The organism is Kribbella endophytica, assembly GCF_054781295.1.
In genome coordinates this window covers 869,249-893,238 of the sequence record NZ_BAAGUR010000003.1, presented here as the reverse complement: position 1 = coordinate 893,238, position 23,990 = coordinate 869,249, and the positions used below count along the sequence as shown (strand labels likewise).

The 23,990-nt window shown below is 69.4% G+C and carries 26 protein-coding genes; 16 read left to right on the top strand and 10 right to left on the bottom strand.

Annotation, left to right across the window (positions count from 1 at the left end):
• Positions 1-567 carry an HhH-GPD-type base excision DNA repair protein gene (locus ACYVIO_RS30595; RefSeq protein ID WP_460654386.1) on the bottom strand — a complete coding sequence of 189 codons (567 nt, stop codon included), beginning with the start codon at positions 565-567 and terminating at the stop codon, positions 1-3.
• A 65-nt stretch (positions 568-632) separates the two neighbouring features.
• Here ACYVIO_RS30595 and ACYVIO_RS30590 point away from each other — a divergent pair, with 65 nt between their 5' ends.
• Positions 633-782, top strand: a complete 150-nt coding sequence (locus ACYVIO_RS30590) for a hypothetical protein (RefSeq protein ID WP_460654385.1) — start codon at positions 633-635, stop codon at positions 780-782.
• A 283-nt stretch (positions 783-1,065) separates the two neighbouring features.
• On the top strand, positions 1,066-1,656 hold the full coding sequence (locus ACYVIO_RS30585) for a TIGR03086 family metal-binding protein (protein WP_460654384.1): 591 nt from the start codon (positions 1,066-1,068) through the stop codon (positions 1,654-1,656).
• On the opposite strand, the gene ACYVIO_RS30580 is transcribed toward ACYVIO_RS30585, so the two are convergent.
• Positions 1,653-2,093 (bottom strand): MarR family winged helix-turn-helix transcriptional regulator, encoded by a 441-nt coding sequence (locus ACYVIO_RS30580; RefSeq protein WP_460654383.1) that lies wholly within the window; start codon positions 2,091-2,093, stop codon positions 1,653-1,655. The two genes, ACYVIO_RS30585 and ACYVIO_RS30580, sit on opposite strands and share 4 nt — an antisense overlap.
• Positions 2,094-2,147: 54 nt before the next feature.
• Here ACYVIO_RS30580 and ACYVIO_RS30575 point away from each other — a divergent pair, with 54 nt between their 5' ends.
• Positions 2,148-2,795, top strand: a complete 648-nt coding sequence (locus tag ACYVIO_RS30575) for a nitroreductase family protein (protein ID WP_460654382.1) — start codon at positions 2,148-2,150, stop codon at positions 2,793-2,795.
• Here ACYVIO_RS30575 and ACYVIO_RS30570 read toward each other — a convergent pair.
• Positions 2,740-3,753, bottom strand: a complete 1,014-nt coding sequence (locus ACYVIO_RS30570; protein ID WP_460654381.1) for a GlxA family transcriptional regulator — start codon at positions 3,751-3,753, stop codon at positions 2,740-2,742. The genes ACYVIO_RS30575 and ACYVIO_RS30570 overlap by 56 nt on opposite strands.
• Before the next feature lie 93 nt (positions 3,754-3,846).
• Here ACYVIO_RS30570 and ACYVIO_RS30565 point away from each other — a divergent pair, with 93 nt between their 5' ends.
• Positions 3,847-4,488: an HD domain-containing protein gene (locus ACYVIO_RS30565; RefSeq protein WP_460654380.1), complete on the top strand. Its 642-nt coding sequence runs from the start codon at positions 3,847-3,849 to the stop codon at positions 4,486-4,488.
• On the opposite strand, the gene ACYVIO_RS30560 is transcribed toward ACYVIO_RS30565, so the two are convergent.
• Positions 4,460-5,671 (bottom strand): FAD-dependent monooxygenase, encoded by a 1,212-nt coding sequence (locus ACYVIO_RS30560; RefSeq protein WP_460654379.1) that lies wholly within the window; start codon positions 5,669-5,671, stop codon positions 4,460-4,462. The genes ACYVIO_RS30565 and ACYVIO_RS30560 overlap by 29 nt on opposite strands.
• 100 nt (positions 5,672-5,771) lie before the next feature.
• Between ACYVIO_RS30560 and ACYVIO_RS30555 the strand changes: the two genes are divergently transcribed.
• From ACYVIO_RS30555 to ACYVIO_RS30545, 3 genes are all read left to right on the top strand, one after another.
• Positions 5,772-6,677 (top strand): GntR family transcriptional regulator, encoded by a 906-nt coding sequence (locus ACYVIO_RS30555; RefSeq protein WP_460654378.1) that lies wholly within the window; start codon positions 5,772-5,774, stop codon positions 6,675-6,677.
• A 30-nt stretch (positions 6,678-6,707) separates the two neighbouring features.
• On the top strand, positions 6,708-7,583 hold the full coding sequence (locus ACYVIO_RS30550; protein WP_460654377.1) for a hypothetical protein: 876 nt from the start codon (positions 6,708-6,710) through the stop codon (positions 7,581-7,583).
• Between the two features lie 83 nt (positions 7,584-7,666).
• Positions 7,667-8,341, top strand: coding sequence for an SDR family NAD(P)-dependent oxidoreductase (locus tag ACYVIO_RS30545; protein ID WP_460654376.1), 675 nt, complete (start codon positions 7,667-7,669; stop codon positions 8,339-8,341).
• Between the two features lie 66 nt (positions 8,342-8,407).
• Here the strand turns inward: ACYVIO_RS30545 and ACYVIO_RS30540 are convergent, their stop codons facing one another.
• Positions 8,408-9,175 carry a TetR/AcrR family transcriptional regulator gene (locus tag ACYVIO_RS30540; RefSeq protein WP_460654375.1) on the bottom strand — a complete coding sequence of 256 codons (768 nt, stop codon included), beginning with the start codon at positions 9,173-9,175 and terminating at the stop codon, positions 8,408-8,410.
• Positions 9,176-9,274: 99 nt separating this feature from the next.
• Between ACYVIO_RS30540 and ACYVIO_RS30535 the strand changes: the two genes are divergently transcribed.
• The 3 genes from ACYVIO_RS30535 to ACYVIO_RS30525 all read left to right on the top strand — a co-directional run bounded on the left by ACYVIO_RS30535 (position 9,275) and on the right by ACYVIO_RS30525 (position 12,670).
• Positions 9,275-10,228: an ATP-binding cassette domain-containing protein gene (locus tag ACYVIO_RS30535; protein WP_460654374.1), complete on the top strand. Its 954-nt coding sequence runs from the start codon at positions 9,275-9,277 to the stop codon at positions 10,226-10,228.
• On the top strand, positions 10,225-11,007 hold the full coding sequence (locus ACYVIO_RS30530) for an ABC transporter permease (protein WP_460654373.1): 783 nt from the start codon (positions 10,225-10,227) through the stop codon (positions 11,005-11,007). Before ACYVIO_RS30535 ends, ACYVIO_RS30530 begins: the two co-directional genes overlap by 4 nt.
• A gap of 130 nt (positions 11,008-11,137) precedes the next feature.
• Positions 11,138-12,670 (top strand): LCP family protein, encoded by a 1,533-nt coding sequence (locus ACYVIO_RS30525; protein WP_460654372.1) that lies wholly within the window; start codon positions 11,138-11,140, stop codon positions 12,668-12,670.
• Here the strand turns inward: ACYVIO_RS30525 and ACYVIO_RS30520 are convergent.
• Complete coding sequence (locus ACYVIO_RS30520) at positions 12,667-13,251, bottom strand: TetR/AcrR family transcriptional regulator (RefSeq protein ID WP_460654371.1); 585 nt, start codon at positions 13,249-13,251, stop codon at positions 12,667-12,669. The two genes, ACYVIO_RS30525 and ACYVIO_RS30520, sit on opposite strands and share 4 nt — an antisense overlap.
• Before the next feature lie 106 nt (positions 13,252-13,357).
• On the opposite strand from ACYVIO_RS30520, the gene ACYVIO_RS30515 reads away from it, so the two are divergent.
• Positions 13,358-14,185, top strand: coding sequence for an SDR family NAD(P)-dependent oxidoreductase (locus ACYVIO_RS30515; RefSeq protein ID WP_460654370.1), 828 nt, complete (start codon positions 13,358-13,360; stop codon positions 14,183-14,185).
• On the opposite strand, the gene ACYVIO_RS30510 is transcribed toward ACYVIO_RS30515, so the two are convergent.
• A complete protein-coding gene (locus ACYVIO_RS30510; protein ID WP_460654369.1) occupies positions 14,178-14,552 on the bottom strand; it encodes a YciI family protein in 375 nt (124 codons plus the stop codon). The two genes, ACYVIO_RS30515 and ACYVIO_RS30510, sit on opposite strands and share 8 nt — an antisense overlap.
• A 162-nt stretch (positions 14,553-14,714) precedes the next feature.
• On the opposite strand from ACYVIO_RS30510, the gene ACYVIO_RS30505 reads away from it, so the two are divergent.
• From ACYVIO_RS30505 to ACYVIO_RS30495, 3 genes are all read left to right on the top strand, one after another.
• Positions 14,715-15,971, top strand: coding sequence for an RNA polymerase sigma factor (locus ACYVIO_RS30505; RefSeq protein ID WP_460654368.1), 1,257 nt, complete (start codon positions 14,715-14,717; stop codon positions 15,969-15,971).
• A gap of 95 nt (positions 15,972-16,066) precedes the next feature.
• Entirely contained in the window at positions 16,067-16,843 is a 777-nt protein-coding gene (locus ACYVIO_RS30500) for an alpha/beta fold hydrolase (RefSeq protein ID WP_460654367.1), read from the top strand.
• Complete coding sequence (locus tag ACYVIO_RS30495; RefSeq protein WP_460654366.1) at positions 16,840-17,286, top strand: YdeI/OmpD-associated family protein; 447 nt, start codon at positions 16,840-16,842, stop codon at positions 17,284-17,286. The genes ACYVIO_RS30500 and ACYVIO_RS30495 overlap by 4 nt, the downstream gene beginning before the upstream one ends.
• Positions 17,287-17,334: 48 nt before the next feature.
• Here the strand turns inward: ACYVIO_RS30495 and ACYVIO_RS30490 are convergent, their stop codons facing one another.
• Together ACYVIO_RS30490 and ACYVIO_RS30485 are read right to left on the bottom strand one after the other, a co-directional pair.
• A complete protein-coding gene (locus ACYVIO_RS30490) occupies positions 17,335-17,961 on the bottom strand; it encodes a superoxide dismutase (protein ID WP_344180851.1) in 627 nt (208 codons plus the stop codon).
• A 304-nt stretch (positions 17,962-18,265) separates the two neighbouring features.
• Complete coding sequence (locus ACYVIO_RS30485; RefSeq protein WP_460654365.1) at positions 18,266-19,213, bottom strand: NADP-dependent oxidoreductase; 948 nt, start codon at positions 19,211-19,213, stop codon at positions 18,266-18,268.
• 112 nt (positions 19,214-19,325) lie between these two features.
• Between ACYVIO_RS30485 and ACYVIO_RS30480 the strand changes: the two genes are divergently transcribed.
• On the top strand, positions 19,326-19,682 hold the full coding sequence (locus ACYVIO_RS30480) for a winged helix-turn-helix transcriptional regulator (protein WP_460654364.1): 357 nt from the start codon (positions 19,326-19,328) through the stop codon (positions 19,680-19,682).
• On the opposite strand, the gene ACYVIO_RS30475 is transcribed toward ACYVIO_RS30480, so the two are convergent.
• Positions 19,675-20,670, bottom strand: a complete 996-nt coding sequence (locus ACYVIO_RS30475; protein WP_460654363.1) for a methyltransferase — start codon at positions 20,668-20,670, stop codon at positions 19,675-19,677. The genes ACYVIO_RS30480 and ACYVIO_RS30475 overlap by 8 nt on opposite strands.
• Before the next feature lie 325 nt (positions 20,671-20,995).
• Here ACYVIO_RS30475 and ACYVIO_RS30470 point away from each other — a divergent pair, with 325 nt between their 5' ends.
• Complete coding sequence (locus ACYVIO_RS30470) at positions 20,996-23,974, top strand: glycine--tRNA ligase (RefSeq protein WP_460654635.1); 2,979 nt, start codon at positions 20,996-20,998, stop codon at positions 23,972-23,974.
• Positions 23,975-23,990: the final 16 nt, after the last annotated feature.

The window sequence follows — 23,990 nt, the reverse complement described above, 5'->3', positions numbered from 1 at the left end:
TCAGCCGGCGGCTTTGGCTGCGGCCTTCTTGGCCTGCTTGTACTCGCGGACCTTGAGGAGGGAGTCGGCGTCGACCACGTCGGCGACCGAGCGGTAGCCGTCGAGGGCGTAGTCGCCGGCGGCGGCTTCCCAACCGGCAGGCTTGATGCCGAGCTGCTTGGCGAGCAGGGCCACGAAGATCTGGGCCTTCTGCTTGCCGAAGCCGGGGAGCTCCTGGACCCGCTTGAGGAGTTCCTTGCCGGTGTCGGGCTCGGTCCACAGGCGGGTGACGTCGCCGTCGTACTTGGACTCGATCAGCGCCGCCAGCTCCTGGAGGCGGGCCGACATCGAGCCCGGGAAGCGGTGGATCGCGGGCGGCGTACTGCAGAGCGCCTTGAACTCCTCGGGGTCGGCGGCGGCGATCGCGGCCGGGTCGAGGTTGCCGAACCGGCTCAGCACCTTCCAGCCGCCGCGGAACGCGTGCTCCATGCCGTACTGCTGATCCAGCATCATCCCGACGAGCACGGCGAACGGGTACTGGTCGAGGACGCGGTCGGCCTCGGGTTCGTTGGCGATCTGGAAGCCCATGGGGACATCGTAGGACCCCGCGCGGGTGCACACTGGAGTTCACGCTGCCGAGTCCGGAGGTCCCGATGAGCGAGCCTGTGAACGACTACCGCCGCCTGCCGGACCCGATCCGCCTCGAGGACACCGTCACGTCGGTCCCAGGCACCCCGCCGAGCGACCCCGACGGCGGCCGCAACGTCGACCAGGACATCGCCACCAGCGTCGTCGCCGGCTGACTTTCCGCACGGACTTCCATTTGTTTGTTGTACGACGTACGTGTGCGTGCGTCGTACAGGTTTGCTGTCCCCTGGAGCTCGGCGCCGATGCGGCCGGGGAGGTTGCCAGGGGCTGAGGCCGCTGCGGCCGGAAGTGCGTGGGGTGGCGCGCGGCAGCGATTCGGCGTCGGTGGGTCCCACGCCTGCGGGTGTGCGGGTTAACCCTGGATCCGCGCCGGGTTTCCGGCGGCGCGGTGGAGGCGGGCCTATGCTCGGTCAGGGCAGGTCGACGGAGGGAGCGCGGATGGACATCCGGGATCTGGATCGGCGGGCCGGTGCGGTGCTCGGCGAAGTGGTGATGCAGGTTCGGGCTGAGCAGCTGTGGTTCCCGACGCCTTGCCCTGACTGGACTGTGCGTGGGCTGCTGCGGCACATCGTGAGTGACAACGAAGGGTTCGCGGCCGCGGCGGCGAACGGGTCGGCTCCCGTGCAGACCTGGAACGGCGGTCGGTTGGGGGACAACCCGGCCGGCGCCTACCGGCGGTCCAACGTAAAGGTCGCGGAGGCGTTCGCCGATGGTGGGGCGCTGGACCGGCCGATCGAGGTGCGCGAGTTCGGGACGTTCCCGCGGCGGGTGGCGCTGACCTTCCACCAGCTCGACTGCGTGGTGCACGCGTGGGATCTGGCGCGGGCGATCGACGTACCGTACGAACCGCCGGTCGACATGCTCGAGATGGCGCTCAGCCTCGCCCGCCGGATCCCTGACACCGAGAGCAGCCGCGGCCCGGGTGCCGCGTTCGAACGCTCGGTCAAGGTCCCCGGCGACGCCGACGACTTCGAGACCCTGCTCGCCCTCCTCGGCCGCAACCCCGACTGGGTCTCACCGCTCGACTAGACCCCCAGCAGTTTGCCGAGCAGCGCTGACAGTTGCCGCCGCTCGGCCGCACTCAGCGGCTCGAAGGTCCGATCCAGGAACTCCGGTACGGCGGCGTCCGCCTCCTTCAGCCGGGCCCGGCCAGTCTCGGTGAGCGTCACCGCATACGACCGCCGATCCTGCGGGTTCCGCTCCCTGCGCACACAAGAGGTCCGCTCCAGCTCGTCGCAGATCGTCACCATCACGCTGCGATCGATCCGCAATCCCTCGCTCAGCGCCTGCTGCGACGTCGGCCCCACCTCCGACAGCATCTTCAGCACCAACTGATGCCCAGCCCCGAGCCCCTGTGAAGCCGCATGTGCCTCGCCCGCCCGGATCACCTGCGTCGCCGCCCGGCACAGAGCGATGTCCGGCCGCGAAGCCACCAGCTGAGGAAAGTACGTCGGTTTGTCCGCCACACGAGACAGTAAACCATCTCTACCAAGATTGTCTGCTGGCCTACAGTTGAACACATGACTATCGACCTCACCCCCGACCAGCTGCTCTCGACCACACGCGCTGTACGGAAGCGGCTCGACTTCGATCGCCCGGTACCGCGGGAGCTGATCGAGCAGTGCATCGACCTGGCGACCCAGGCCCCGACCGGCCGCAACCGGCAGCGCTGGCACTTCCTCGTCGTCACCGACGAAACCCAGCGTGCCAAGATCGCCGACATCTACCGCCGCGCCCTGGTCGCCGATCCCGGCCTCCCGCTGACGCCCGACGACCTGCGCCGGATGAACCACCAGCCGGGCTCGATGGAGGGCATCTTCGACGGCCTGCGCTACCTGTTCGACAACATCCACCGCGTCCCCGCGTTCGTCATCCCGGCCGTCGAGGGCCGCACGGATCACGCGCCGGTCAGCGCCCAGGCCAACACCTGGGGCTCGATCCTCCCCGCGGTCTGGAGCTTCATGCTCGCTGCGAGAGCCCGCGGTCTCGGCACGGTCTGGACCTCCGCGCAGGGCCCGCTCGAACGCGAGATGGCCGAGGCCCTCAATGTCCCGTACGACGAAGTGATGCTGGCCGCGTTCATCCCGCTGGCCTACACGATCGGTACCGAGTTCAAGCCCGCGAAGCGGGTTCCCCGCGACGAGGTGCTGCACTGGGACCGCTGGTGATCCCGCTGGTGTGGAAGCGATTCCGATAAGCACCCGGGCTGATCCCCAGCACCCGGGTGAAGGCCCGCCGCAGCGTCTCCGCCGTACCCAGGCCGGTACGCCGGGCGATCACGTCCAGCGGGCCAGTCGTTGCCTCCAGCAAGTGTTGCGCCGCCTCGACCCGGACCTTCTCGACGAAACGCCCCGGCGTCGTACCGACCTCGTCGTGGAACAACCGGGTCAGGTGCCGCTCGCTCACCCCGGCCCGCCCGGCCAGAGCCGACAGGCTGTGGTCGCCGGCCGGGTCGGTGGTGATCGAGTCGAGCACGCCGCGGACCAGCTCGTGCCGCGCCTGCCCGGCGCTCAGCCGCACGCTGAACTGCGACTGCCCACCCGGCCGCTGCAGGAACACCACCAGATGCTTGGCGACCAGTCGCGCAACAGCAGCCCCGAGATCCGCCTCCACCAACGCCAAAGCCAGGTCGATCCCCGACGTCACCCCCGCGGACGTGATCACCGGCCCGTCCTGCACGAAGATCGCATCACTGTCGACGTGCACCGCCGGAAACCGCAGCGCCAACTGATCGGCCAGCTCCCAGTGCGTCGTCGCCCGCCGCCCGTCCAGCAGCCCGGCCGCCGCCAGCGCAAAGGCGCCGGCGCACACAGACGCCGTACGAGCGGACTGCTCCGACAACCGCCCAATAGCAGAGATCAATCCGGCGTCGCTGATCGTGTGCAACCAGTTCGGCCCGCCCGGCACGACGAGCGTCGCGCCCCGCGCATCGACGTCGGCCAGGCTCACATCCACCCCGAGCCGAGTCCCCGTGTTCGCCACCACGTCCGAGCCGTCAGGCGACGCGATCACCGACCGATAAGTCCCGCCGCCCTGCTCGTTCGCCACCGCGAACACCTCGAGCGGCCCGGTGACGTCGAGCAGCCGGACCCCGTCGTACACAACGACCACGACAACACGCTCCACCCCAGCAGTATGCGTGTCCGGATCGGTGGGTCACCCGTCCGGATCGCCCGTACGCCGGCCGCCCCGCCCGCGTCAGGCTGGGGAAAACCACCGATGAAGGAGCTGACGACAGTGATCGCAGGGATCGAGATCCCGGACAGCAAGCTCGCCACCGAGGCGACCGAGCTGGTCCGCGACGTGACCGACGACCTGGTCTACGACCACTCGCGCCGGGTGTACCTGTTCGGCGCGCTGCACGGTCGCGACCTGAGCTACGACCCGGAACTGCTGTACGTCGGCGCGATGTTCCACGACCTCGGCCTGACCGCCGGCTACCGCGACTCGATGCAGCGCTTCGAGATCGACGGTGCCGACGCGGCCGCCGACTTCCTGCGCTCGCGCGGCATCGCCGAGGAGGACGCGACGACGGTCTGGACGGCGATCGCGCTGCACACGACCCCCGAGGTCCCGGTGCACATGAAGCCCGAGATCGCGCTGGTCACCCGCGGCGTCGAGGCCGACGTACTGGGTCTCGGCCTGGACCGGATCACCGCCGAGGAGCGCGCCGCGATCGTCGCCGCGCACCCCCGGCCGGACTTCAAGAACCAGATCCTGCACGCGTTCACCGAGGGCATCAAGCACCGCCCGGCGACCACGTTCGGCAACGTGAAGGCCGACGTGCTCGACCGCTTCGTTCCCGGCTTCGAGCGGACGAACTTCGTCGACGTCATCCTCGGGTCCGAGTGGCCGGAGTGAGCCCGGCGTAGTCCGCGAGCTCGATCGCGTCCGGCTGTGCCGCGGCGGCCTTCGCCAGTACGCCGCGGAACGGCCGGGACGTCATCGTCGCGGTCATCAGATCCCGGGCGCGGATCCCCAGCGCGGTCCGAGGCATCGCGAGCGCGATCCCACCCGGCGGTAGCGCGCTGCGCTGGACGACGTACTCCCGCATCACCTTCTGGTACGCCGCGAACGCCCGCCGATGGTCGCCGTCGGCAACCAACTCCCCGGCCAGGACGTAAGCGCCGACCAGCGACATCGCCGTACCGTAACCGGCCAGCGGTGAACCGCAGTACCCGGCGTCGCCGACCAGCACGACCCGCCCGCGCGACCACTCCGGTACGACGACCCGGCTGGTGCTGTCGAAGTAGAAGTCGTCGGCGGCAACCATCCCGTCGAGGATCTCGGCGGTGTACCAGCCCGCGCCCTGGAACGTCTTGCCAAGCAGGGCTTTCTGCTCCTCGATGTCGCGCCGGTTGTAGCTGAGAACCGGCGAGCGGAAGCTGAGCAGCGCGCGAGCGAACCGCGGATCGTGGTCCGGACGCAGCCCGACCCAGCGGCCGCCCGGCGCGGTGTGGATCTTCATCCAGCCGTCGAGATCCTCCGGCGCCGGCATCGTGAAGTACGAGCCGTAGCCGCCGAGGTGGTGCACGAACTCCTCCTCCGGTCCGAAGGCGAGCGCCCGGACCCGCGAGTGCACGCCGTCGGCGCCGACGACGAGATCGAACTCTCGCGTTTTACCGCTCGTGAACGAAACCCAGACCCCCTCGTCGGTCTGCGTCAGCCCGCTGATCGAGTCGCCGTACAGGTACTCGACGTCCGGCGTCGCCGCGAGCAGCACCTCCGACAGGTCGCCGCGCAGGATCTCGATCTCCGCGACCGGCCCGGCGCCGTCGAGCAGTTCAGCAGGCAGGGCGGCCGCGCGCTTGCCGTTGGAGCGCACATAAGCGAGCCCCTTCTCGTGCAGCTGTCGAGCCTTGACCGCCGGCATCACGCCCATCCGATCGACGACGTCCCGCGCGACGCCGCGAACGTCGACCGTCTGCCCGCCGGGCCGAGGCTCAGGCGCGAGCTCGACCACGGTCGGGGTGAAGCCCGCGCGCTGCAGCCAGTACGCGAGCGCCGGTCCGGCGATGCCGGCTCCGCTGATCAGTACCTTCATCGTCATCTCCCTGGAGGTAGTGCGCTGTACGGTGTACGCAGCACGATGCCTGAGCAGCTGAACCACAGTCCACGTGCACTAGGGCACCCAGGGAGAACGCATGACAGCGCCGTACCAGCAGATCGCCGCCGGGATCCGGGCGCGGATCAGTGCCGGCGAGCTCGGCCAGGGTGAGCGCGTGCCGTCGACGCGCGAGCTGATGCGCGAGTACGGCGTTGCGATGGCGACCGCGACGAAGGCGCTGACGACGCTGCAGCAGGAAGGCCTCGTTCACTCCCGGCCCGGCGTCGGCACGGTCGTCGGGGCCGCCCGCCGTACGCCGGTCCGGTCCGATGAGCCCGCGTTGAGCCGGGACGAGGTCGTGCGGGTCGCGATCGTGCTCGCCGACGCGGAAGGGCTGCCCGCGCTGTCGATGCGGCGGATCGCGAGCGAGTTGGGTGTGTCGACGATGGGCCTGTACCGGCACGTCGGCGGCAAGGACGTGCTGGTGCTGCAGATGGTCGACCGGGCGATCGCGGATTTCCCGTTCCCGCCGGGCGAACCGGCCGGCTGGCGCGAGGGGATCGAGACGGCCGCTCGGCTGCAGTGGGCGGCGTACCGGAAGCATCTGTGGTTGCCGGGCGCGGTCACGATCGGGCGACCGCAGTTGCTGCCCAGCCTGCTGTCGCACACGGACGCCGTACTGCGAGCGGTCGGCCGCTTCGGAGTTGATCCGAGTACGGCGATGTACGCCGCGATCACGGTGTTCGGGTACGTGCGCGGGGTCGCGCTGAACCTGGAGTCGGAGGCGTTGGCCGAGCAGGACACCGGGCTGACTGCCGACGAGTGGGCGGAGGGGCAGGCGGATCGGCTCGCCGTACTGGCTGATGGGTTGCCGGGGTTCCAGGGACTGGGGGAGGGGTTCGATTTCGACTTCGACCTGGACCAGTTGTTCGAGTTCGGATTGCAACTGGTACTCGACGGGCTGGGTGTCCGCCTCGAAACAGTGCGCTCGCGGCTACGCTGAGTGTCGTTCGTCGACGGTTGGGAGGTGGCGATGGATCCGGTGTTCGCGCCGGGCGTGCCGAACGAGGTACGCCGGCTGTTCGATCGCAGGCCCGAGCTGTTCGTGCCCGCCGACCAGCCGCGGCCGAAGCGGCGGACGTCGTGGTCGGAGGCACCCGGCAACACGTTCGGCACGATGCTGGTCTGGCTCGCCGTCTGCGTCGGTGGGTGGATCCTCGCGGTGATCATCCTCGCGATCACGCTGCCGACCGCTGCCGCGGCGTGGGTATCCGTCGTGCTGGCCGCACTCGCGGTGGTCGCGACCGGTGGGGTCGCGGTGCGATCCGCGGTCGAGGACCGCGGGCGCAAGCTGGTCCGGTTGCAGCATGGGAAGTACCTGCTGGCCGAGGACTTCGACGAGCCGTCCGGCAAGCTGCTCGGCCGGGCGCAGCGCGCGGTGAAAACGGTGCTTGAGGCAACAGTTACCCGGCGCGGGATGCTCGACGAGATGCAGAACGAGCTGGTCCTGCCGGAGCAGTTGTGGGACCTCGGTCAGGTGCTGCACGAGCAGTCGGTGCTCCGGGCGCGCCAGCAGGAGGTCGCGCGCGGGATGGCGACGGCCGAGCTGGACGCCGTACTCGGTCCTCAACGTCGTGCGCTGTCGCGGTCGGTGGGTGCGATCCGGCGGAAGGTCGAGCTGCTCGAGCAGTACGCCGACCGCGTGCGCTCCGCCGATGCCGCTCTTCGCGCGGAGGCCGCGCTGGAGGACGGCGACCGCTACATCGAGCTGCTCGCTCGCACTGAACCAGCCGGCGACACTGCCGTGGTCCAGGGCTTCGCCGACGAGGCCGCGGCACTCAAGGACACCTTCACCAGGTCCATCAAGGCCGCCCGAGACGCCGGCCGCACCCTCGCGCTGCCTGAGTAGCGGCCTGGCCTCCCGCCCTTCAAGTCCCCACCCCCGATCGGCCGTGAGCAGCGCGACCGGGGTGCGCGTAATACGCTGCTGTGGTGAAGCGGACTGTGATTGTTGCCGGGGGCACCGGTGGGTTGGGTGGAGCGGTTACGGCCGAGCTGCTCGAAGGCGGCTGGCGGGTCGTCGTACCGGGCCGCAGTGAGAAGTCGCTGGCCGCGCTGGGGACCAACGAGTCGCTGGCTCCGGTGCTTGCTGACTTGTCCGATCCGGCAGGAGTTGCGGACGTCGTCGCGTTGGCGACCTCCGACGAGAGCGCCCCGCTGCACGCGCTCGTCAACCTCGTCGGCGGCTTCGCCTCCGGCAAGCGCGTCCACGAGACCCCGGTCGAGGACTTCGAGCGCCAGCTGACGCTCAACCTCCGCCCGCTCTACCTGATCACCCAGGCAGCCGTCCCGCACCTGATCGCCAACGGCGGCGGTGCGATCGTCTGTACGTCGAGCCAAACGGCGCTCAAACCGTTCTCCGGCGCGGCCGGCTACATCACCTCGAAGGCCGGCGTGATCGCCTTCGCCGACGCCCTGGCCGTCGAGTACGCCGCCGACCACATCCGGGTCAACACGATCCTCCCCGGCACCATCGACACCCCCACCAACCGCGAGGCCCGGCCCAACGCCGACACCACCAACTGGACCCCACCAAGCCGGATCGCCACCGCCATCCGCTTCCTGATCGACTCCGACGCGATCACCGGAGCCCACATCCCGGTCTAGCCGAAGCCGATCGCCCCGGGCCCTCCTCTTTTCCTCGCGCGCCCGCAGGGCGCGGGCGCGCGATCTTTAACGCTGGTCGATCAGCAGCTGGATCCCGTCCAGGATCCGGTCCAGCCCGAACCGGAACGCATGGTCGGCGTCCATCGCCGCCTGGAACTGCTCGCCGGCCGCCGTCCCAACGCGCCCCGCGACCGGGAACCGATCAGCCAGCCCAGCCATGTACCGATCAAGTAGTGGCCCCGTCGTGAGCCACCACTCCTCATCCGTCAGCCCGCTCTCGCGCTGGGTCCGCAGGTGCTCGGCGGCTGCCCGCGCGGTCCCCAGCACATGGGTGAGAACCAGCGCCAGCGCCGAGTCCATCTCCACATCACCCAGCCCGACCCCGTCCAACGGCCGCAGCTCCGCCTCGTACTTGAGCGTGATGTTCGGCCCGAGCGCACTCCGTACGGCGGGAACCTCGTGGATCCACGGATGCGCCATCAGCACGTCCCAGTTCCGCCGCGCGACGAACTCCATCCCGGCCCGCCACCCACCGGGCTGCCGCGCCGGCTCGTCGACGTCGGCGTACAGCTCGGCGTACACGGTGTCGAACATCAGGTCGGTCAGCTCGCCCTTGCCCGGGACGTGCGTGTAGAGCGACATCGTCCCCGCCTTCAGCTGCTCGGCGACCAGGCGCATCGACACCGACTCCAGCCCGGCGGCGTCGGCCAGCTGGATCGCCGTGTCGACGATCGCGCGGACGGTCAGCCCGGAGCGGCCGGGCTTGCTGTGACTGCCCCAGAGCAGGGCCAGGCTGCGCGCCGGATCGGGCGCCGCGGACTTCTTTCCACTCACCGGGAACAAACTCCAACCGCTCGTCGTTGACCCGATCGTACCTGAGTCGTACGGTGTACGGTACGCCGTACCGAAGTAACAACGAAGATCGAGGTGGAAGTGGCTGCAGAACGCGTGATCGTCGCGGACGACGTGCGCAAGAACTACCCCGGCGGCACCGAGGGGGCGGGCCTGAACGGGTTCGACCTCGAGGTGACGGCCGGGTCGGTGGTGGGACTGCTCGGCCCGAACGGCGCCGGCAAGACCACCGCGGTCCGGATCCTGTCCACGCTGCTGGAGCTGGACTCCGGCCAGGCGAGCGTCGCCGGGTACGACGTCCGCCGGCAGGGCCAGGAGGTCAGAAAGCGGATCGGGCTCGTCGGCCAGTACGCCGCGGTCGACGAGATCCTCACCGGCCGGCAGAACCTGGTGCTGTTCGGCCGGCTCAACCACTTGTCGCGCAAAGCTGCTCACAACCGCGCCGACGAGTTGCTCGAGAGGTTCTCCCTGCAAGGCGCCGCGGACCAGGCCGCGAGCAAGTACTCCGGCGGCATGCGCCGAAGGCTCGATCTGGCGGCCAGCCTGATCGTCGCCCCGGCGCTGTTGTTCGTCGACGAACCGACCACCGGGCTGGACCCGGCCGGTCGGCGCGAGGTCTGGTCCGCGGTCCGCGACCTCGTGAGATCCGGTACGACGGTGCTGCTCACCACGCAGTACCTGGAAGAGGCCGACCAGCTCGCCGACCGGATCTCGATGCTGAAGGAGGGGCGGGTAGTTGCCGAGGGCACCCCTGATCAGCTGAAGGCGCAGCTCGGCGGCGACTGGCTCGACCTGGTCCTGGCCGACCCGGCCGACGTACCGAAGGTCCAGGCGCTCGTCGAGCGGTACGCCGATGGAGAGGTCCGGATCGACGACCTGACGGTCAGCATCCCGGTCCGGGACCGCACGAAGGCGCTGGTGGAAGTCGCCACCGCGCTGCACGCCGTACAGATCGAACCGGAGGACATCACGCTGAGACGACCGACGCTGGACGAAGTGTTCCTGCACCTGACCGGATCGGGGGTGGCCGCATGAGGTGGGCGTTGGCCGACGGCTGGACGATCGCCCAGCGCACGTTGCTGCACTGGCGGATGCAGCCCGGGGTGGTGATCTTCGGCTGGTTCTTCCCGGTGCTGATGCTGCTGATGTTCGGCGCGTTGCTCGGGGGAGCGATCGAGATGCCGGGCGGGACGTCGTACTACGAACTGCTGGTGCCGGGGATCTTCGCGCTGTCGATGCTCTTCGGGCTGGAGGGCACGATGACCGCGATCACGACCGACGCGGCGAAGGGGGTGACGGACCGGTTCCGGTCGCTGCCGATGAACTCGGCGGCCGTCGTACTGGGCCGGTGCATCGCGGACATGCTCGACTCGGTGGTCACGTTGATCGTGCTGGCCGCGACCGGGCTCGCGCTCGGCTGGCGGTGGCACGGGTCGCTGCTGGAAGCACTGGCGGCGTTCGGGTTGCTTCTGCTGCTGCGGTTCGCGTTCCTGTGGGTCGGGATCTTCATCGGGCTGTCGGTGCGCAACGCGGAGTCGGTGACCGCGATCCAGGTCGCGATCTGGCCCGTGGGATTCCTGTCGAGCGCGTTCGTGAACACCGCGACGATGCCGGACTGGCTCGGCGCGGTCGCGCAGTGGAACCCGATGTCGTCGACGGCGACCGCGGCCCGCGCGCTGTTCGACAACCCGGGCGGCTCGGCCGGGTCGTGGATCGGTGAGCACGCGCTGGCCGGCGCGGTGATCTGGCCGCTACTCCTGGTGGCCGTGTTCCTGCCGCTGTCGGCGCGTAAGTTCAGAAACCTGTCCCGCTAGAACCCCCGCGGGTGGCGTGTGAGCCAGTAGACTTTCCATCGAGGTAAACCGATCGATCCCGCCCAGCGTCTTTCCAAGTGTGCGGCCTGGGTACCTGCTTCCCAGGCCACGGGGCATCGACAGGGGAACCATGGGTCGTCGTTCACGCGCCACCCGCGCGAAGGGGACAGACACCGGCACGCCCGACGGGCGGCACAGCCGGGCCAGAACCGTGCCGCAATCGCTCGGTCTGACGCTGATCAGCGCGTTCCTGCCCGGAAGCGGGCTGATTCTCGGCGGCCGCCGGCGAATCGGCGCGTTCGTGCTCACGCTGACCCTCGGGCTGATCGGCTTCGGTCTGTACGTCGGGTTCTGGCGCCGCGACGACGTCGTCGAGTCCAGCGTCGTGCCGAACCGGTTGCTCGGGGTCGCTATCGGGATCGGTGCGCTGGCGCTCGGCTGGGTGATCGTGGTCGTCGCCTCGCACCGGTTGTTGCGTCCGGCAACGGGTGGGCCCGCCGGGCGGGCGGCCGGCGCGGTCTTCGTCGGGGTGCTGTGCTTCGCGATCAGCGCGCCGGCGGCGGTCGGCGTACAGAGTGTGCTCGCGCAGCGCGATCTGGTCACCAACGTGTTCGTCTCGCAGGGCGACAGCAAGAGCGCGACCCGGCCGGAGACGGTGAACGTGAAGGACCCGTGGGAGGACAAGCCGCGGGTCAACCTGCTGCTGCTCGGTGGTGACGACGGCAAGGGGCGGATCGGCGTACGGACCGACACCGTGATCGTCGCGAGCATCGACACCAGGACCGGGGACACCGCGCTGATCTCGCTGCCGCGGCAGCTGACGTTCATGCCGTTCCCGAAGGACTCGCCGCTGCACAAGATCTACCCGAACGGCTTCGGCAAGGAAGGGCTCAGCCTGACCGGCCGGCTGGAGTGGATGCTGACGGCGATGTACCAGAACATCCCCGAGGCGCACCCCGGCATCCTCGGCCCGTCCGACAACGAGGGCGCGGACGTGGTCAAGCAGTCCGTCGGCGAGGCGACCGGGCTCGACATCGACTACTACCTGCAGGTGAACCTGCAGGGCTTCGACCAGATCGTCGACGCGCTCGGCGGCATCACCGTGAACGTCAACGAGCGGGTAGCGATGGGCGGGATCTCGAGCTCGCACATCCCGCCCGGCCAGTGGATCGAACCCGGCCCGAACCAGCACCTCGACGGCTTCAAGGCGCTCTGGTTCGCCCGCGGCCGGTACGGCGCCGACGACGACCAGCGCCAGATCCGCCAGCGCTGCGCCATCAAGGGCATTGTCGACGCGGCCGACCCGAAGACGCTGGTGACGAAGTACCAGGCGATCGCGAAAGCGGGCAAGAACCTGCTCCGTACCGACATCCCGCAGGAGCTTCTTCCGGCTCTCGTCCAGCTCGGGTTGAAGGTGAAGTCCGGGACGGTCTCGAACGTCGCGCTGGACCAGTCGAAGCTGAAGCTGAAGTACCTGCACCCCGACTACGACGGCCTGCGCGAGACCATCGAGAAGGCCCTCGACCACGAGCCGGTCACGACCACTCAGCCGCCGACGACTCCGCCCACCGGCAAGCTGAACCGCCCGGCCACGCCGCCGCCTGGTCCGACCGAGGACCTCCGCGACGCCTGCGCCTACCACCCGACGGGTGACACGCCTTAATCCGTTGCAGGGATAGGGATCGGGCGGCCGAAGAGGGCTTCGCCGACGGTGGCTAGGTGGGGCAGCAGGTCTTGCTCGGTCGCCTTGGCGAGGGTCGGGGTGCCGACGGCGGTGCGGAGGATGCCGATGCCGAGCAGCCACGCGGCGAACAGCTCGGTCCGGAGCTCGGCGTCATCGTTGCCGTCAGCAAGTTCTTTGAGTACGCCGAGGTAGCCGTTGCAGACCTGCTCGCGGACGCGGTCGCGCATGTCCTCGTGGCCCGCTGACCGGAGCATCGCGATGAGCGGGTGCTCGCCGGCGTACTCGGCCCAGTCCTCGAAGACGAGGTCGCGCAGGAGTTTCGCCGGGAGTTCGTCGAGTGGGCCGTCGGGCAGGATCACGGGCGCGGTCGAGGTGGCCATCGCCTCGGTGAAGAGCTGCGACTTCGAGCCGAAGTAGCGGAAGACCAGCGCCGGGTCGACGCCGACGTCCCCGGCGACGTCGCGCACGCTCGCGCCGTCGTACCCGTCCCTGGCAAAGCGGACGCGGGCGCAGTCCAGCAGCCGGGCCCGGGTCGCCTCACGATCGCGTTTGTGCGCCATCCGGTCCTCCCCGTGGAGTGCAAGTCATCGATCGTTGACATGGTAGCGCGCTGGTGCTTAGTCTCAGGGCAAGTCATCGATCGATGACTTAGGGATGGAGGCTGGGATGAAGAACGTCGTAGTAGCCGGCGGCACGACCGGGATGGGCCGCGTGATCGCGCTGCACCACCTGCGGCAGGGGGCGCGGGTGACGGTGATCGGCAGTACGCCGGCGCGCGGCGAGCAGTTCCTTGCCGACGCTTTGGCGATCGGCGCGGGGGAGCGGGCCGGCTTCGTCCGCGCGGACCTGCGTTCGGTTGCGGAGAACCATCGGGTCGTCGCCGAGATCGAGGCGCGCCACGAGGCGTTGGACGGGTTGGTGCTGACCCAGCTGATGCCGTTCGTGAAGCGGCACGAGACGGTCGATGGGTTCGAGGGGGTCTTCTCGCTGTACTACGTGAGCCGGTTCATCCTGAGTTACCGGCTCACCGAACTGCTCGAGCGCGGCGACACGCCGCTCGTCGTCAGCATCGGCGCGACCGGGCTCACGAAGGGCGCGGTGAACTGGGCCGACCCGCAGTTCACTTCGCAGTACGGCATGGTGAAGGCGATGGTCAGCGCCGGCCGCGCCAACGACCTGCTCGGGGTGCACTACGTGCAGAACCATCCGGACGGCCGGACGAAGTACCTGCAGCTGCGCCCGTGGTACACCAACAGCGGCACCAATCACCTGCCGCAGCCCCACCGGACGGTGGCCCGCGCGTTGGGGAAGGTGTTCGCGAAGTCCCCGGAGGACAGCATTCGCGGCACCATCGCTCTGATGGACGACCAGCCCGCCGAGCGCCTCATCCTGCGCGCACTCGACAAGCCGGTCGATCCTTCGCTGCCGACCTTCGATCCCGCCAATGCCCAGCGGCTCTACGAACTGACCAAGGACGTCCTGACGGTCAGCTGAACAGGTCCGAGTCCGGTCCGAAGTCGGCTTCGTCGACGACGCGGCGGACCTCGACCTCCTGGTCGAGCGCCTCGGCCAGCCGGGCGGCCCACTCGATCGCCTCGTCGGCGTTGCGGACCTCGACGATGATGATGCCGCCGATCAGCTCCTTGGTCTCGGCGAACGGCCCGTCCGTGACGGTCCGCTTGCCGCCACTCACCTTCACCCGCGCCCCGAGCGCGCTCCGGTGCACGCCCTCGGCAACCAGCAGCACACCCGCCTTCGACAGGTCGTCGACCAGCGCCCCGACGTTCGCGGCGATCTCGTCGCTCACCATCCGCCCGGCCTCGCTCGCCTCGTCCGCCTTGTTGATGATCATGAAACGCATCTGCTGCCCACTCCCTCGCTCATCGGTCGATCACTTACTCTCACGTCGACCGGCTCACCACCAGATCGACACACCCACCCAAAAGATTTCCGAGTACGCCGGACGCCCGCTCCCCGTCGTACTGGCTTGCTCTGACCCCTTGCGTGCTGTTCTATCGGTCGGGTGACGGTGACGGACACGCACGGGGCGATCGACGCGGTCTGGCGGATCGAGTCGGCCAGGATCGTGGCCGGGGTGGCGCGGATCGTGCGCGACGTCGGGCTGGCGGAGGAGCTCGCGCAGGACGCGCTGGTCGCGGCGCTCGAGCAGTGGCCCGAGTCCGGCGTACCGCGGAACCCGGGCGCCTGGCTGATGACGATCGCCAAGCGGCGCGCGATCGACCTGATCCGGCGCAAGGAGACCTACCAGCGCAAGCTCGCCGAGATGGGGCACGAGCTGGAGATCGACGGTGAGTCGGTCGAGGACGACGTGGAGGCGATCCTCGAGGACACCATCGAGGACGACCTGCTGCGGCTCGTGTTCACCGCGTGCCACCCGGTGATCACCACCGACGCCCGCGTGAGCCTGACGCTGCGGCTGCTCGGCGGGTTGAAGACCGACGAGATCGCCCGCGCGTTCCTGGCGCCCGAGGCAACGATCGCGCAGCGGATCGTGCGCGCGAAGAAGAACCTGGCCAAGGCCGAAGTCGGCTTCGAGGTCCCGACCGGCGAGGAGCTGCTGAGCCGCCTCGGGTCCGTCCTCGAGGTCGTCTACCTGATCTACAACGAGGGCTACTCGGCGACCACAGGCGACGACTGGATGCGCCCGACGCTCTGCAACGAGGCGATCCGGCTCGGCCGGCTGCTCGCCCAGCTGATGCCGGAGGAGCCCGAGGTGCACGGCCTTCTCGCGTTGATGGAACTGCAGTCGTCCCGCGCGAAGGCCCGCGTCGGTCCGAACGGCGAGCCGGTCCTGTTGCTGGACCAGGACCGCCGCCGCTGGGACCGCCTGCTGATCCGCCGCGGGCTGGAGAGCATCGACCGCGCGTGGGCGCTGGAGGGCGAGCCCGGCCCGTACCTGCTGCAGGCCGCCATCGCCGCCTGTCACGCGCGAGCGGCCGAGGCGGACGACACCGATTGGGCGCGGATCGCCGGCCTGTACGCCGTACTGGCTGCTGTCGTGCCCTCGCCCGTGGTCGAGCTGAACCGCGCGGTCGCGATCTCGATGGCGTTCGGGCCGGAGAACGGGTTGGTCGCGGTCGACGCGCTGCTCGACGAGCCGGCGCTGAAGGACTACCACCTGCTGCCGAGCGTGCGCGGTGATCTGCTGTTCAAGCTCGGGCGGCTGGACGAGGCGCGAGCGGAGTTCGAGCGGGCCGCTTCGCTGACCCGGAACGAGCGGGAACGAGCGCTGCTGCTCGACCGCGCTGCCGCCTGCTGAAACTTTCTCCGGGGTCGTGTCGATCTCGGGGCGAGGTGTTCGACGCAGTGGTGTGAGGCCGGGATCGCGGCCCCTTGAGCGCTAGGAGAACACCAATGGACAAGGTCACCTCGGCCGACGGTACGACGATCGCCTACGACCGGCTCGGCGCGGGACCCGCGGTCGTCCTGGTCTGCGGAGGCTCCGTCGACCGGATGTCGAACGCGCCGCTGGCCGCGCTGCTGGCGGAGAACTTCACCGTCTACAACTACGACCGCCGCGGCCGCGGCGACTCCGGCGACGCGGCCGAGTACGCCGTCGAGCGGGAGTTCGAGGACCTCGACGCGATCTTCGCGGCGGCGGGTGGATCGGCGAGCTTGTACGGTACGTCGTCCGGCGCGGCCCTGGCGTTGCTCGCGACGGCGTCCGGGCGTCCGATCTCGCGGCTGGTGCTGTGGGAGCCGCCGTACATGCTGGACGGCGGTCGGCCGCGGCCTCCCGCGAACCTGGCCGACATCTTCCGGGACTTCGTCGCGGCCGGGCGGCGGGACAAGGCGGCGGAGTACTTCATGGCGGAGGTTGTGGGGCTGCCGCCGGAGTTCGTGGCGATGGCGAAGGAGTCGCCGTGGTGGCCGGCGCAGGAGGCGATCGCGCACACACTCGCGTACGACGCGACGGTGATGGGTGACTACTCGGTGCCGGTCGACGCGGTCGCCAAGGTGAGCGTGCCGACGCGGGTGCTCACGGGTGGGGCGTCGTGGCAGTGGATGGTCGACGGGAACCAGGCGGTCGTTGCCGGTCTCGCGGACGGCAGTCACCGTACGCTCGACGGCCAGGAGCACAACGTCGACCCGGCCGTGATGGCTGCCGCGCTGAAGGAGTTCTTCGGATGAAGTTCCGGACCGTCCTGATCGGGACCACCAAGGTCGGCATCGAGGTGCCGCCGGAGATCGTCGAGTCCTTCGGCGCGGGCAAGAAGCCGGCCGTCCAGGTGACCATCGGCAGCCACACGTACCGCAGCACGGTCGCGGTGATGGGCGGCGCGTACATGGTCGGCGTCAGCGCCGAGAACCGGGCTGCGGCCGGTGTCGCAGGCGGTGACGAGGTCGAGGTCACCCTCGAGCTGGACACAGCACCCCGCGAGGTCGCCGTACCGGAAGACTTCGCCGAAGCGCTGGCAGCCAGTCCGAAGGCGAAGGACTTCTACCAAACCCTGTCGTACAGCCAGCGCCGCTGGTTCGTCCTCGGCATCGAAGAGGCGAAGAAACCGGAAACCCGCGCCAACCGCATCGAGAAAGCGGTCGACCGACTGGCGTCGGGGCGCGGGCAGAGATGACCTGCGGTGCGTCCGGAGCGGTGTGCTCCGGACGCTGCAGGTGTTCGACTAGCCGACGGTGATGAGGCCGCCGGCGTTGGTGCGGGCGGCGTCGAAGCGGGCCTGGGCGTCGGCCCAGTTCACCACGTTCCACCACGCCTTGACGTAGTCCGGCTTGACGTTCTTGTACTGCAGGTAGAAGGCGTGCTCCCACATGTCCAGCATCACCAGCGGGATCTGGCCGGCCGGCAGGTTGCCCTGCTGGTCGTACAGCTGGTGGATCAGCAGCTGACCCTGCAGCGCGTCCCAGCCGAGGATGGCCCAGCCGGACCCCTGGATGGTCGTCGCCGCCGCGGTGAAGTGCGCCTGGAACGCGTCGAACGAGCCGAACGACTCGTCGATGGCGGCCGCCAGCTCACCGTCCGGCTTGTCGCCACCCTCCGGGGAGAGGTTCTTCCAGAAGATCGAGTGGTTGACGTGCCCGCCCAGGTTGAAGGCGAGGGTCTTCTCGAGCCCGACGATCGAACCGAAGTCGCCGCTCTCGCGGGCCGCGGCCAGCTTCTCGAGCGTGTCGTTCAGACCCTTCACGTAGGTGGCGTGGTGCTTGGAGTGGTGCAGCTCCATGATCTCCCCGGCGATGTGCGGCGCCAGTGCGCCGTAGTCGTAGGAAAGGTCGGGAAGCGTGTACGTGGTCAACTCTGCTCCTTCGTCAGGGCCCGCGCGGGGGCCGGTATTCCGATGTCCTGTCTCAGCTACACCAGCTTGAAACTTCAACCACGGTTGAGGTCAAGTCACCACGCGGGGCGGCGTGATTCCTGACCTGTGCCCGGTGCGCAGCCGTTCACACAGGACGCGCCGGTCGCCTCCAGCTTCACATACTCCGGCCACGCACCCACGCCGGAGGTCTCCCAGTCTCATCACAGCCCTCCGCGTCAGAGCCGCCGCCTCTCGAACCACCCTCCGCAGGCCGGTTCTCAGCTACCACCCGTACGCCGTACGCCTAGTTGATCGTGTCGAGCACCAGCTTCCCCCGCGTCCGCCCCGACTCCATCCGCCGATGCGCCTCGGCCGCTTCCGCGAGCGGGAACACCTGCTCGACCTCCACCTTCACCGCACCGGACTCGACCAGCCGAGCGATCTCCCCAAGCGCATGCCCGTCCGGCTCGACCAGGAACCCAGTCGCCCGCACCCCAGCCGCCCGCGCCTTCTCCACCAACTCCGCCGACGTCCCAGACGGTACGGCGATCAACCGCCCACCGGGCCGCAGCACCTTGATCGCCTGATCCAGCGTCGTCTCGCTCCCGATCAGGTCGACCACCACATCCACATCCGCCACAACCTCATCAACCGCAGCGCTCTGGTAATCGACCAGTTCATCCGCGCCCAGCCCACGCAACCACTCGTGCTTCCCAGCGCTCGCCGTGCCGACGACGTACGCCCCGAGCTCCTTCGCGAACTGCACCGCCAGATGCCCGACCCCACCAGCAGCCGCCGTGATCAACACCCGCTGCCCAGCCTCAACATGAGCCGCCGCAGTCAGGATCTGCCAAGCCGTCAGCCCGGCCAGCGGAAGCGCCGCCGCCTCGGCGTACGACAAGTTCGCCGGCTTGCGACCGAACTGCCGCGAGGGCGCAGTGACGTACTCCGCGTAAGCCGAAGCCGCCCGCGGGAACCACGGCATCCCGTAGACGTCGTCCCCGACCTCGAGCGTGTGCACCCCGTGCCCGACCTGCTCGACGACACCCGCGACGTCCCACCCGAGCACGAACGGCGGCTTGCCGAGTACGCCGGACACGCCGCTGCCCTCGCGGGTCTTGTAGTCGACCGGGTTCACGCCCGCCGCGTGCACGCGGACGAGCACCTCGGTCGGCAACGGCTCCGGCCGCTCCACGTCGACGAGCCGCAGCACCTCCGGCCCACCGAACTTGTCCTGGCTGATCGCCCTCATCCCGCTCCTTCCAACGCCTGTTCTGACGCCGGTGAAGCTATCTTCTGGACCGTACTTTCCCGCAAGGACTGCTACTATCCATCGGGAAGTACTACCGCGAAAGAGGGCTTCGATGACCGCCACCTGTGCCACCGGCCAGCACGACAAGCACGACGTGTACGCCGCCCAGTGCCCGTGCCGCGACGTCCTCGACCTGCTCGCGAACAAGTGGGCCGCGCTTGCCATCGGCGCGCTCGAACCCGGCGCCCTCCGCTTCGGCGAACTCCAGCGCCGCCTCGAAGGCATCAGCCCCAAGGTCCTCACCCAGACCCTGCGCCGCCTGGAGGACGCCGGCTTTCTCCACCGCGAGATCTTCCCCGCCGTACCGCTGCACGTCGAGTACTCGTTGACCGACCTGGGCCGCAGCGTCTCCGTCCCGCTGTCGTCCCTCCGCACCTGGGTCGAGTCCCACCTCCACGAGATCACCTGAGTCTCCACAACGACGTCACCTCCTGAGCACGAGCCGCCGCCAGCGGGTCACGCCGGTCAGCACTCCGTCGATGCGTCGGTACGACGTCCGTCCGTCCGGCGACCTCCAGCCCAGCCCGCTCGACCATTGCCAGCAACTCCGCCCGAGTCCGCAACCCCAGATGCTCGGCCAGGTCCGACAGCACCAACCAGACCTCACCGCCGGGCTCCAGATGATCGCGTACGCCGGCCAAGAACCGACTCAGCATCCGGCTGCCGTCGTCGTACACGGCGTGATCGAGCGCGGTGATCGGCCGGGCCGGGATCCACGGCGGATTGCACACGATCAGGTCCGCCCGGCCGGGTGGGAACAGATCCGCGCGAAGAACATCGGCGGGTAGGTCGAGCCGCGCCAAGTTGTCGCGCGCACAGGCCACCGCACGAGGGCTGATGTCGGTCGCTGTCACCGCGAGTCCCCGCCGCGCCAGCACAGCCGCAAGCACCCCGGTCCCCGTCCCCACGTCGAACGCCGTCCTGCCCGTCAAAGGCGCCTCGACCACCAGTTCGACGTACTCCGAACGCGTCGGCGCGAACACCCCGTAGTAGGGATGAATCCGCGCACCCAACGCCGGCACGGGCACGCCTTTCACCCGCAGCTGATGAGCCCCGATCACTCCCAGCAGCTCCTGCAAAGGCACCAACCGCTCGCCATCAGGCTTCCCATATGCCTCGCGACAGGCCCTCCGTACGTCGGGCGCCCGCCGTACGGCCAGCTCGTACTGGGAGTCGAGCCGCACCAAGACGGAGTTGACGGCCCGCACCTGCCGAGCCCGCCCGCGGCGGTACTCGGCGAAGTCGGACCCACCCGGTCTCAGGCGCCGCTTGATGGCGGCGATCACCTGCCTGCCGTTGTGCCAGTCGCCCTGCCAGAGGAGGTGGGAGCCCCGATCGATGGTTCGGAGTGCGCGCGACGCCGACCACGCGTCGTCGATGACGAGAAGTGTTTTCATCAGCCGTTCCTGCTGCGAAGAAGGTGTCCAGAGGGCAGCGCGGCTCACCCGGCCGCCGAGCGGCGCCGGGGAGCGGGAACGGTTGAATCAGTGAACGACAGGCGCGTGCACAGGTCTGGTCACGCCCGCCACGCTAAGCCACCCCACGACAGTCCGTCGACGCAATTCCAACGCCCTCGCGACGGCCCTCAGTGGTCGGGCGGTGACGCGTGGCGCGAGCACTCGGCCGGGGCTAATAGACTTCGGAGGTCGATCCCGGCGGCTTGCCCGGCTGTTGGGGTCTTGAGATCCCCATACCGAACCCGAGGTTGTTGTCGTGCTCACCATGCAGGACGCGCTGCTCGCGCTGACGAAGTACTGGACCGACCGGGGCTGCATGGTCGTGCAGCCGTTCAACACCGAGGTGGGTGCCGGCACGCTGAACCCGGCCACCATCCTGCGGGTGCTGGGTCCCGAGCCGTGGCGGGTCGCGTACGTCGAGCCGAGTGTGCGCCCCGACGACAGCCGCTACGGCGAGAACCCGAACCGGCTGCAGACGCACACCCAGTTCCAGGTGGTGCTCAAGCCGGATCCGGGCAACCCGCAGGAACTGTTCCTGGCCAGCCTGGAAGTGCTCGGCATCGACATCCACGCCCACGACGTGCGCTTCGTCGAGGACAACTGGGCGAACCCGGCGACCGGTTCCTGGGGACTCGGCTGGGAGGTCTGGCTGGACGGGCTGGAGATCACCCAGTTCACCTACTTCCAGCAGGCCGGCGGGATGACGCTGGACCCGGTGTCGGTGGAGATCACCTACGGCATCGAGCGGATCATGATGGCGCTGCAGGGCGTCTCGCACTTCAAGGACATCGCGTACGCGCCGGGCATCTCGTACGGCGAGGCGTTCGGCCAGGCCGAGTACGAGATGAGCCGCTACTACCTCGACGACGCCGACGTGGAGTCGCAGAAGCGGCTGTTCGAGGAGTACGCCGCCGAGGCGCGCCGGATGCTCGACGCGCGCCTGCCGGTCCCGGCGCACATCAACGTGCTGCGCTGCTCGCACACCTTCAACGTGCTCGACTCCCGCGGTGCGGTCAGTACGACGGAACGCGCGAAGGCGTTCGGCCGGATGCGCACGCTGGCCCGTGAGGTCGCGCAGCTGTGGGCCGAGCGGCGGACCGAGCTGGAGTACCCGCTGGGCAAGGCCGAACTGCCGCCCGCGGCCCCGGAGCCGACCGAGTTCCCGAAGGTCAGCGGGACCCGCCAGCTGCTGTTCGAGATCGGTACCGAGGAGATGCCGCCGTCGGAGGTCGCCAAGACCGCCGAAGCGGTGCGCAAGGCCCTCACCGAGAAGCTGGCGGCGACGCGCCTCGGCCACGGCAAGGTGACGACGTACGCGACACCGCGGCGCGTGGTTGCCTTCGTCACCGAGGTGCAGGCGTTCGAGCCGGACGCCGAGAAGGTTGCCCGCGGCCCGAAGAAGGCCGCGGCATTCGATGCCGAAGGCAACGTTACGAAGGCGGCCGCCGGGTTCGCCCGCGGTCAGGGGGTCGACCCGTCCGAGCTGCACGACCTGGACGTCGGCGGTGTGGTCCACGTCGCGGTGACCAAGCCCGACCCGGGCCGCGGCGCAGCGGAGGTCCTGAGCGGCGTACTGAGTGAGATCGTCACCGGTCTGCGGTCGGACAAGAACATGCGCTGGAACGACGCGAAGCTGTCGTTCACCCGGCCGGTGCGCTGGCTGGTCGCGCTGCTCGGTGACCAGGTCGTCCCGGTCGCCGCGTCGACGCTGACTGCCGGACGCATCACGCGCGTGCACCGTACGGCGGCGCAGCCGACTGTGGAGATCGCGGCCGCCGAGGGGTACCTCGACCTGCTCCGGATCCACGGCATCGAGGCCGACCCGGCCCGCCGGCGTTCGCAGATCGTCGAGGCGGCGCAGGAGCTGGCCGCAACGGTCGACGGCAGCGTCGACGTCGAGGGCGAGTCCGCGCTGATCGACCAGATCGTCAACCTGGTCGAGGAACCGACCGCGATCCTGGGCAGCTTCGAGCCGGGCTACCTCGATCTCCCGGCCGAGATCCTGACCACGGTGATGCGCAAGCACCAGCGCTACCTGCCGGTGCGCTCGGCGGACGGGAAGCTGCTCCCGCATTTCGTTGCCGTGGCCAACGGTTCGGTCAAGCCGGACGTCGTACGTGGTGGCAACGAAGGCGTTCTGCGAGCCCGGTACGAGGACGCGAGCTTCTTCTGGCGCGCCGACCTGCAGACCTCGCCGGAGACGATGAAGGGCGAGCTGGACAAGCTGGCCTTCGAGCAGAAGCTCGGCTCGATGGCCCAGCGGGCCGGCCGGATCGGGCGGATCGCGCAGTCGCTGGGGTCTGTCGTCGAACTGAGCGGCGACGAGCTGACCACGCTGAACCGCGCCGCCGAGCTGGCGAAGTTCGACCTCGGTTCGCAGATGGTCGTCGAGCTGACCAGCCTGGCCGGGACGATGGCGCGCGAGTACGCGCGTCGCGCCGGTGAGACCGAGGCGGTCGCGCAGGCGCTGTTCGACATGGAGCTGCCGCGCTCGGCCGGTGACCCCGTGCCGGCGACGAAGCCGGGTGCGCTGCTCGCGCTGGCGGATCGCTTCGACCTGCTGGCCGGGCTCTTCGCGATCGGTGCGAAGCCGACCGGTAGCTCCGACCCGTTCGCGTTGCGTCGGGCCGCGGCCGGCGTGGTCGCGATCCTGCGCGAGCACCCGGACCTGCGCGCGATCACGCTGCCCGTCGGTCTGGCCGCCGCCGCGGAACAGATCGGTGCCCAGGGCATCGACGTACCGGCCGAGTCGCTGGCCGAGGTCTCCGAGTTCTCCGTACGCCGGTACGAGCAGCAACTGATCGACCGCGGCGACGACCATCTCCAGGTCGCCGCAGTACTCCCGCTGGCCGAGGCCCCGGCACTCGCCGACGAGACCCTGGCGGAGCTCCAGCGCCAGGTCGAGACGGACGGCTTCGCCGAGCTCGTCGCCGTACTCCAGCGCGCCCGCCGAATCGTCCCGCCGGACACCAACCCGACGTACGACGCAGGCAAGCTCACGGAGCCCGCCGAGGTAGTTCTGCACGAGGCGGTCCAAAAGGTCACCCCGGCCCCGACCACCCTCGCCGAGTTCGTCCCGGCAGCCAGCGTCCTGGTCGAGCCCATCACCACGTTCTTCGAGGAGATCCTGGTGATGGCCGAAGACCCCGAGGTCAAGGCAGCCCGCCTAGGCCTCCTGGCCACCATCCGCGACCTCGCGGCCCCCGTCCTCGACTGGCAGGCCCTGGGCACCAGCCTGACCTGACAAACAAGCACCAACC

What these genes read in the sequence shown, in the direction of transcription:
- ACYVIO_RS30595 (WP_460654386.1), bottom strand. Translation starts at nt 567, where the DNA reads ATGGGCTTCCAGATCGCCAACGAACCCGAGGCCGACCGCGTCCTCGAC.
- ACYVIO_RS30590 (WP_460654385.1), top strand. Translation starts at nt 633, where the DNA reads ATGAGCGAGCCTGTGAACGACTACCGCCGCCTGCCGGACCCGATCCGC.
- ACYVIO_RS30585 (WP_460654384.1), top strand. Translation starts at nt 1,066, where the DNA reads ATGGACATCCGGGATCTGGATCGGCGGGCCGGTGCGGTGCTCGGCGAA.
- ACYVIO_RS30575 (WP_460654382.1), top strand. Translation starts at nt 2,148, where the DNA reads ATGACTATCGACCTCACCCCCGACCAGCTGCTCTCGACCACACGCGCT.
- ACYVIO_RS30565 (WP_460654380.1), top strand. Translation starts at nt 3,847, where the DNA reads ATGAAGGAGCTGACGACAGTGATCGCAGGGATCGAGATCCCGGACAGC.
- ACYVIO_RS30560 (WP_460654379.1), bottom strand. Translation starts at nt 5,671, where the DNA reads ATGAAGGTACTGATCAGCGGAGCCGGCATCGCCGGACCGGCGCTCGCG.
- ACYVIO_RS30555 (WP_460654378.1), top strand. Translation starts at nt 5,772, where the DNA reads ATGACAGCGCCGTACCAGCAGATCGCCGCCGGGATCCGGGCGCGGATC.
- ACYVIO_RS30550 (WP_460654377.1), top strand. Translation starts at nt 6,708, where the DNA reads ATGGATCCGGTGTTCGCGCCGGGCGTGCCGAACGAGGTACGCCGGCTG.
- ACYVIO_RS30530 (WP_460654373.1), top strand. Translation starts at nt 10,225, where the DNA reads ATGAGGTGGGCGTTGGCCGACGGCTGGACGATCGCCCAGCGCACGTTG.
- ACYVIO_RS30525 (WP_460654372.1), top strand. Translation starts at nt 11,138, where the DNA reads ATGGGTCGTCGTTCACGCGCCACCCGCGCGAAGGGGACAGACACCGGC.
- ACYVIO_RS30520 (WP_460654371.1), bottom strand. Translation starts at nt 13,251, where the DNA reads ATGGCGCACAAACGCGATCGTGAGGCGACCCGGGCCCGGCTGCTGGAC.
- ACYVIO_RS30515 (WP_460654370.1), top strand. Translation starts at nt 13,358, where the DNA reads ATGAAGAACGTCGTAGTAGCCGGCGGCACGACCGGGATGGGCCGCGTG.
- ACYVIO_RS30510 (WP_460654369.1), bottom strand. Translation starts at nt 14,552, where the DNA reads ATGCGTTTCATGATCATCAACAAGGCGGACGAGGCGAGCGAGGCCGGG.
- ACYVIO_RS30500 (WP_460654367.1), top strand. Translation starts at nt 16,067, where the DNA reads ATGGACAAGGTCACCTCGGCCGACGGTACGACGATCGCCTACGACCGG.
- ACYVIO_RS30495 (WP_460654366.1), top strand. Translation starts at nt 16,840, where the DNA reads ATGAAGTTCCGGACCGTCCTGATCGGGACCACCAAGGTCGGCATCGAG.
- ACYVIO_RS30485 (WP_460654365.1), bottom strand. Translation starts at nt 19,213, where the DNA reads ATGAGGGCGATCAGCCAGGACAAGTTCGGTGGGCCGGAGGTGCTGCGG.
- ACYVIO_RS30480 (WP_460654364.1), top strand. Translation starts at nt 19,326, where the DNA reads ATGACCGCCACCTGTGCCACCGGCCAGCACGACAAGCACGACGTGTAC.
- ACYVIO_RS30475 (WP_460654363.1), bottom strand. Translation starts at nt 20,670, where the DNA reads ATGAAAACACTTCTCGTCATCGACGACGCGTGGTCGGCGTCGCGCGCA.
- ACYVIO_RS30470 (WP_460654635.1), top strand. Translation starts at nt 20,996, where the DNA reads ATGCAGGACGCGCTGCTCGCGCTGACGAAGTACTGGACCGACCGGGGC.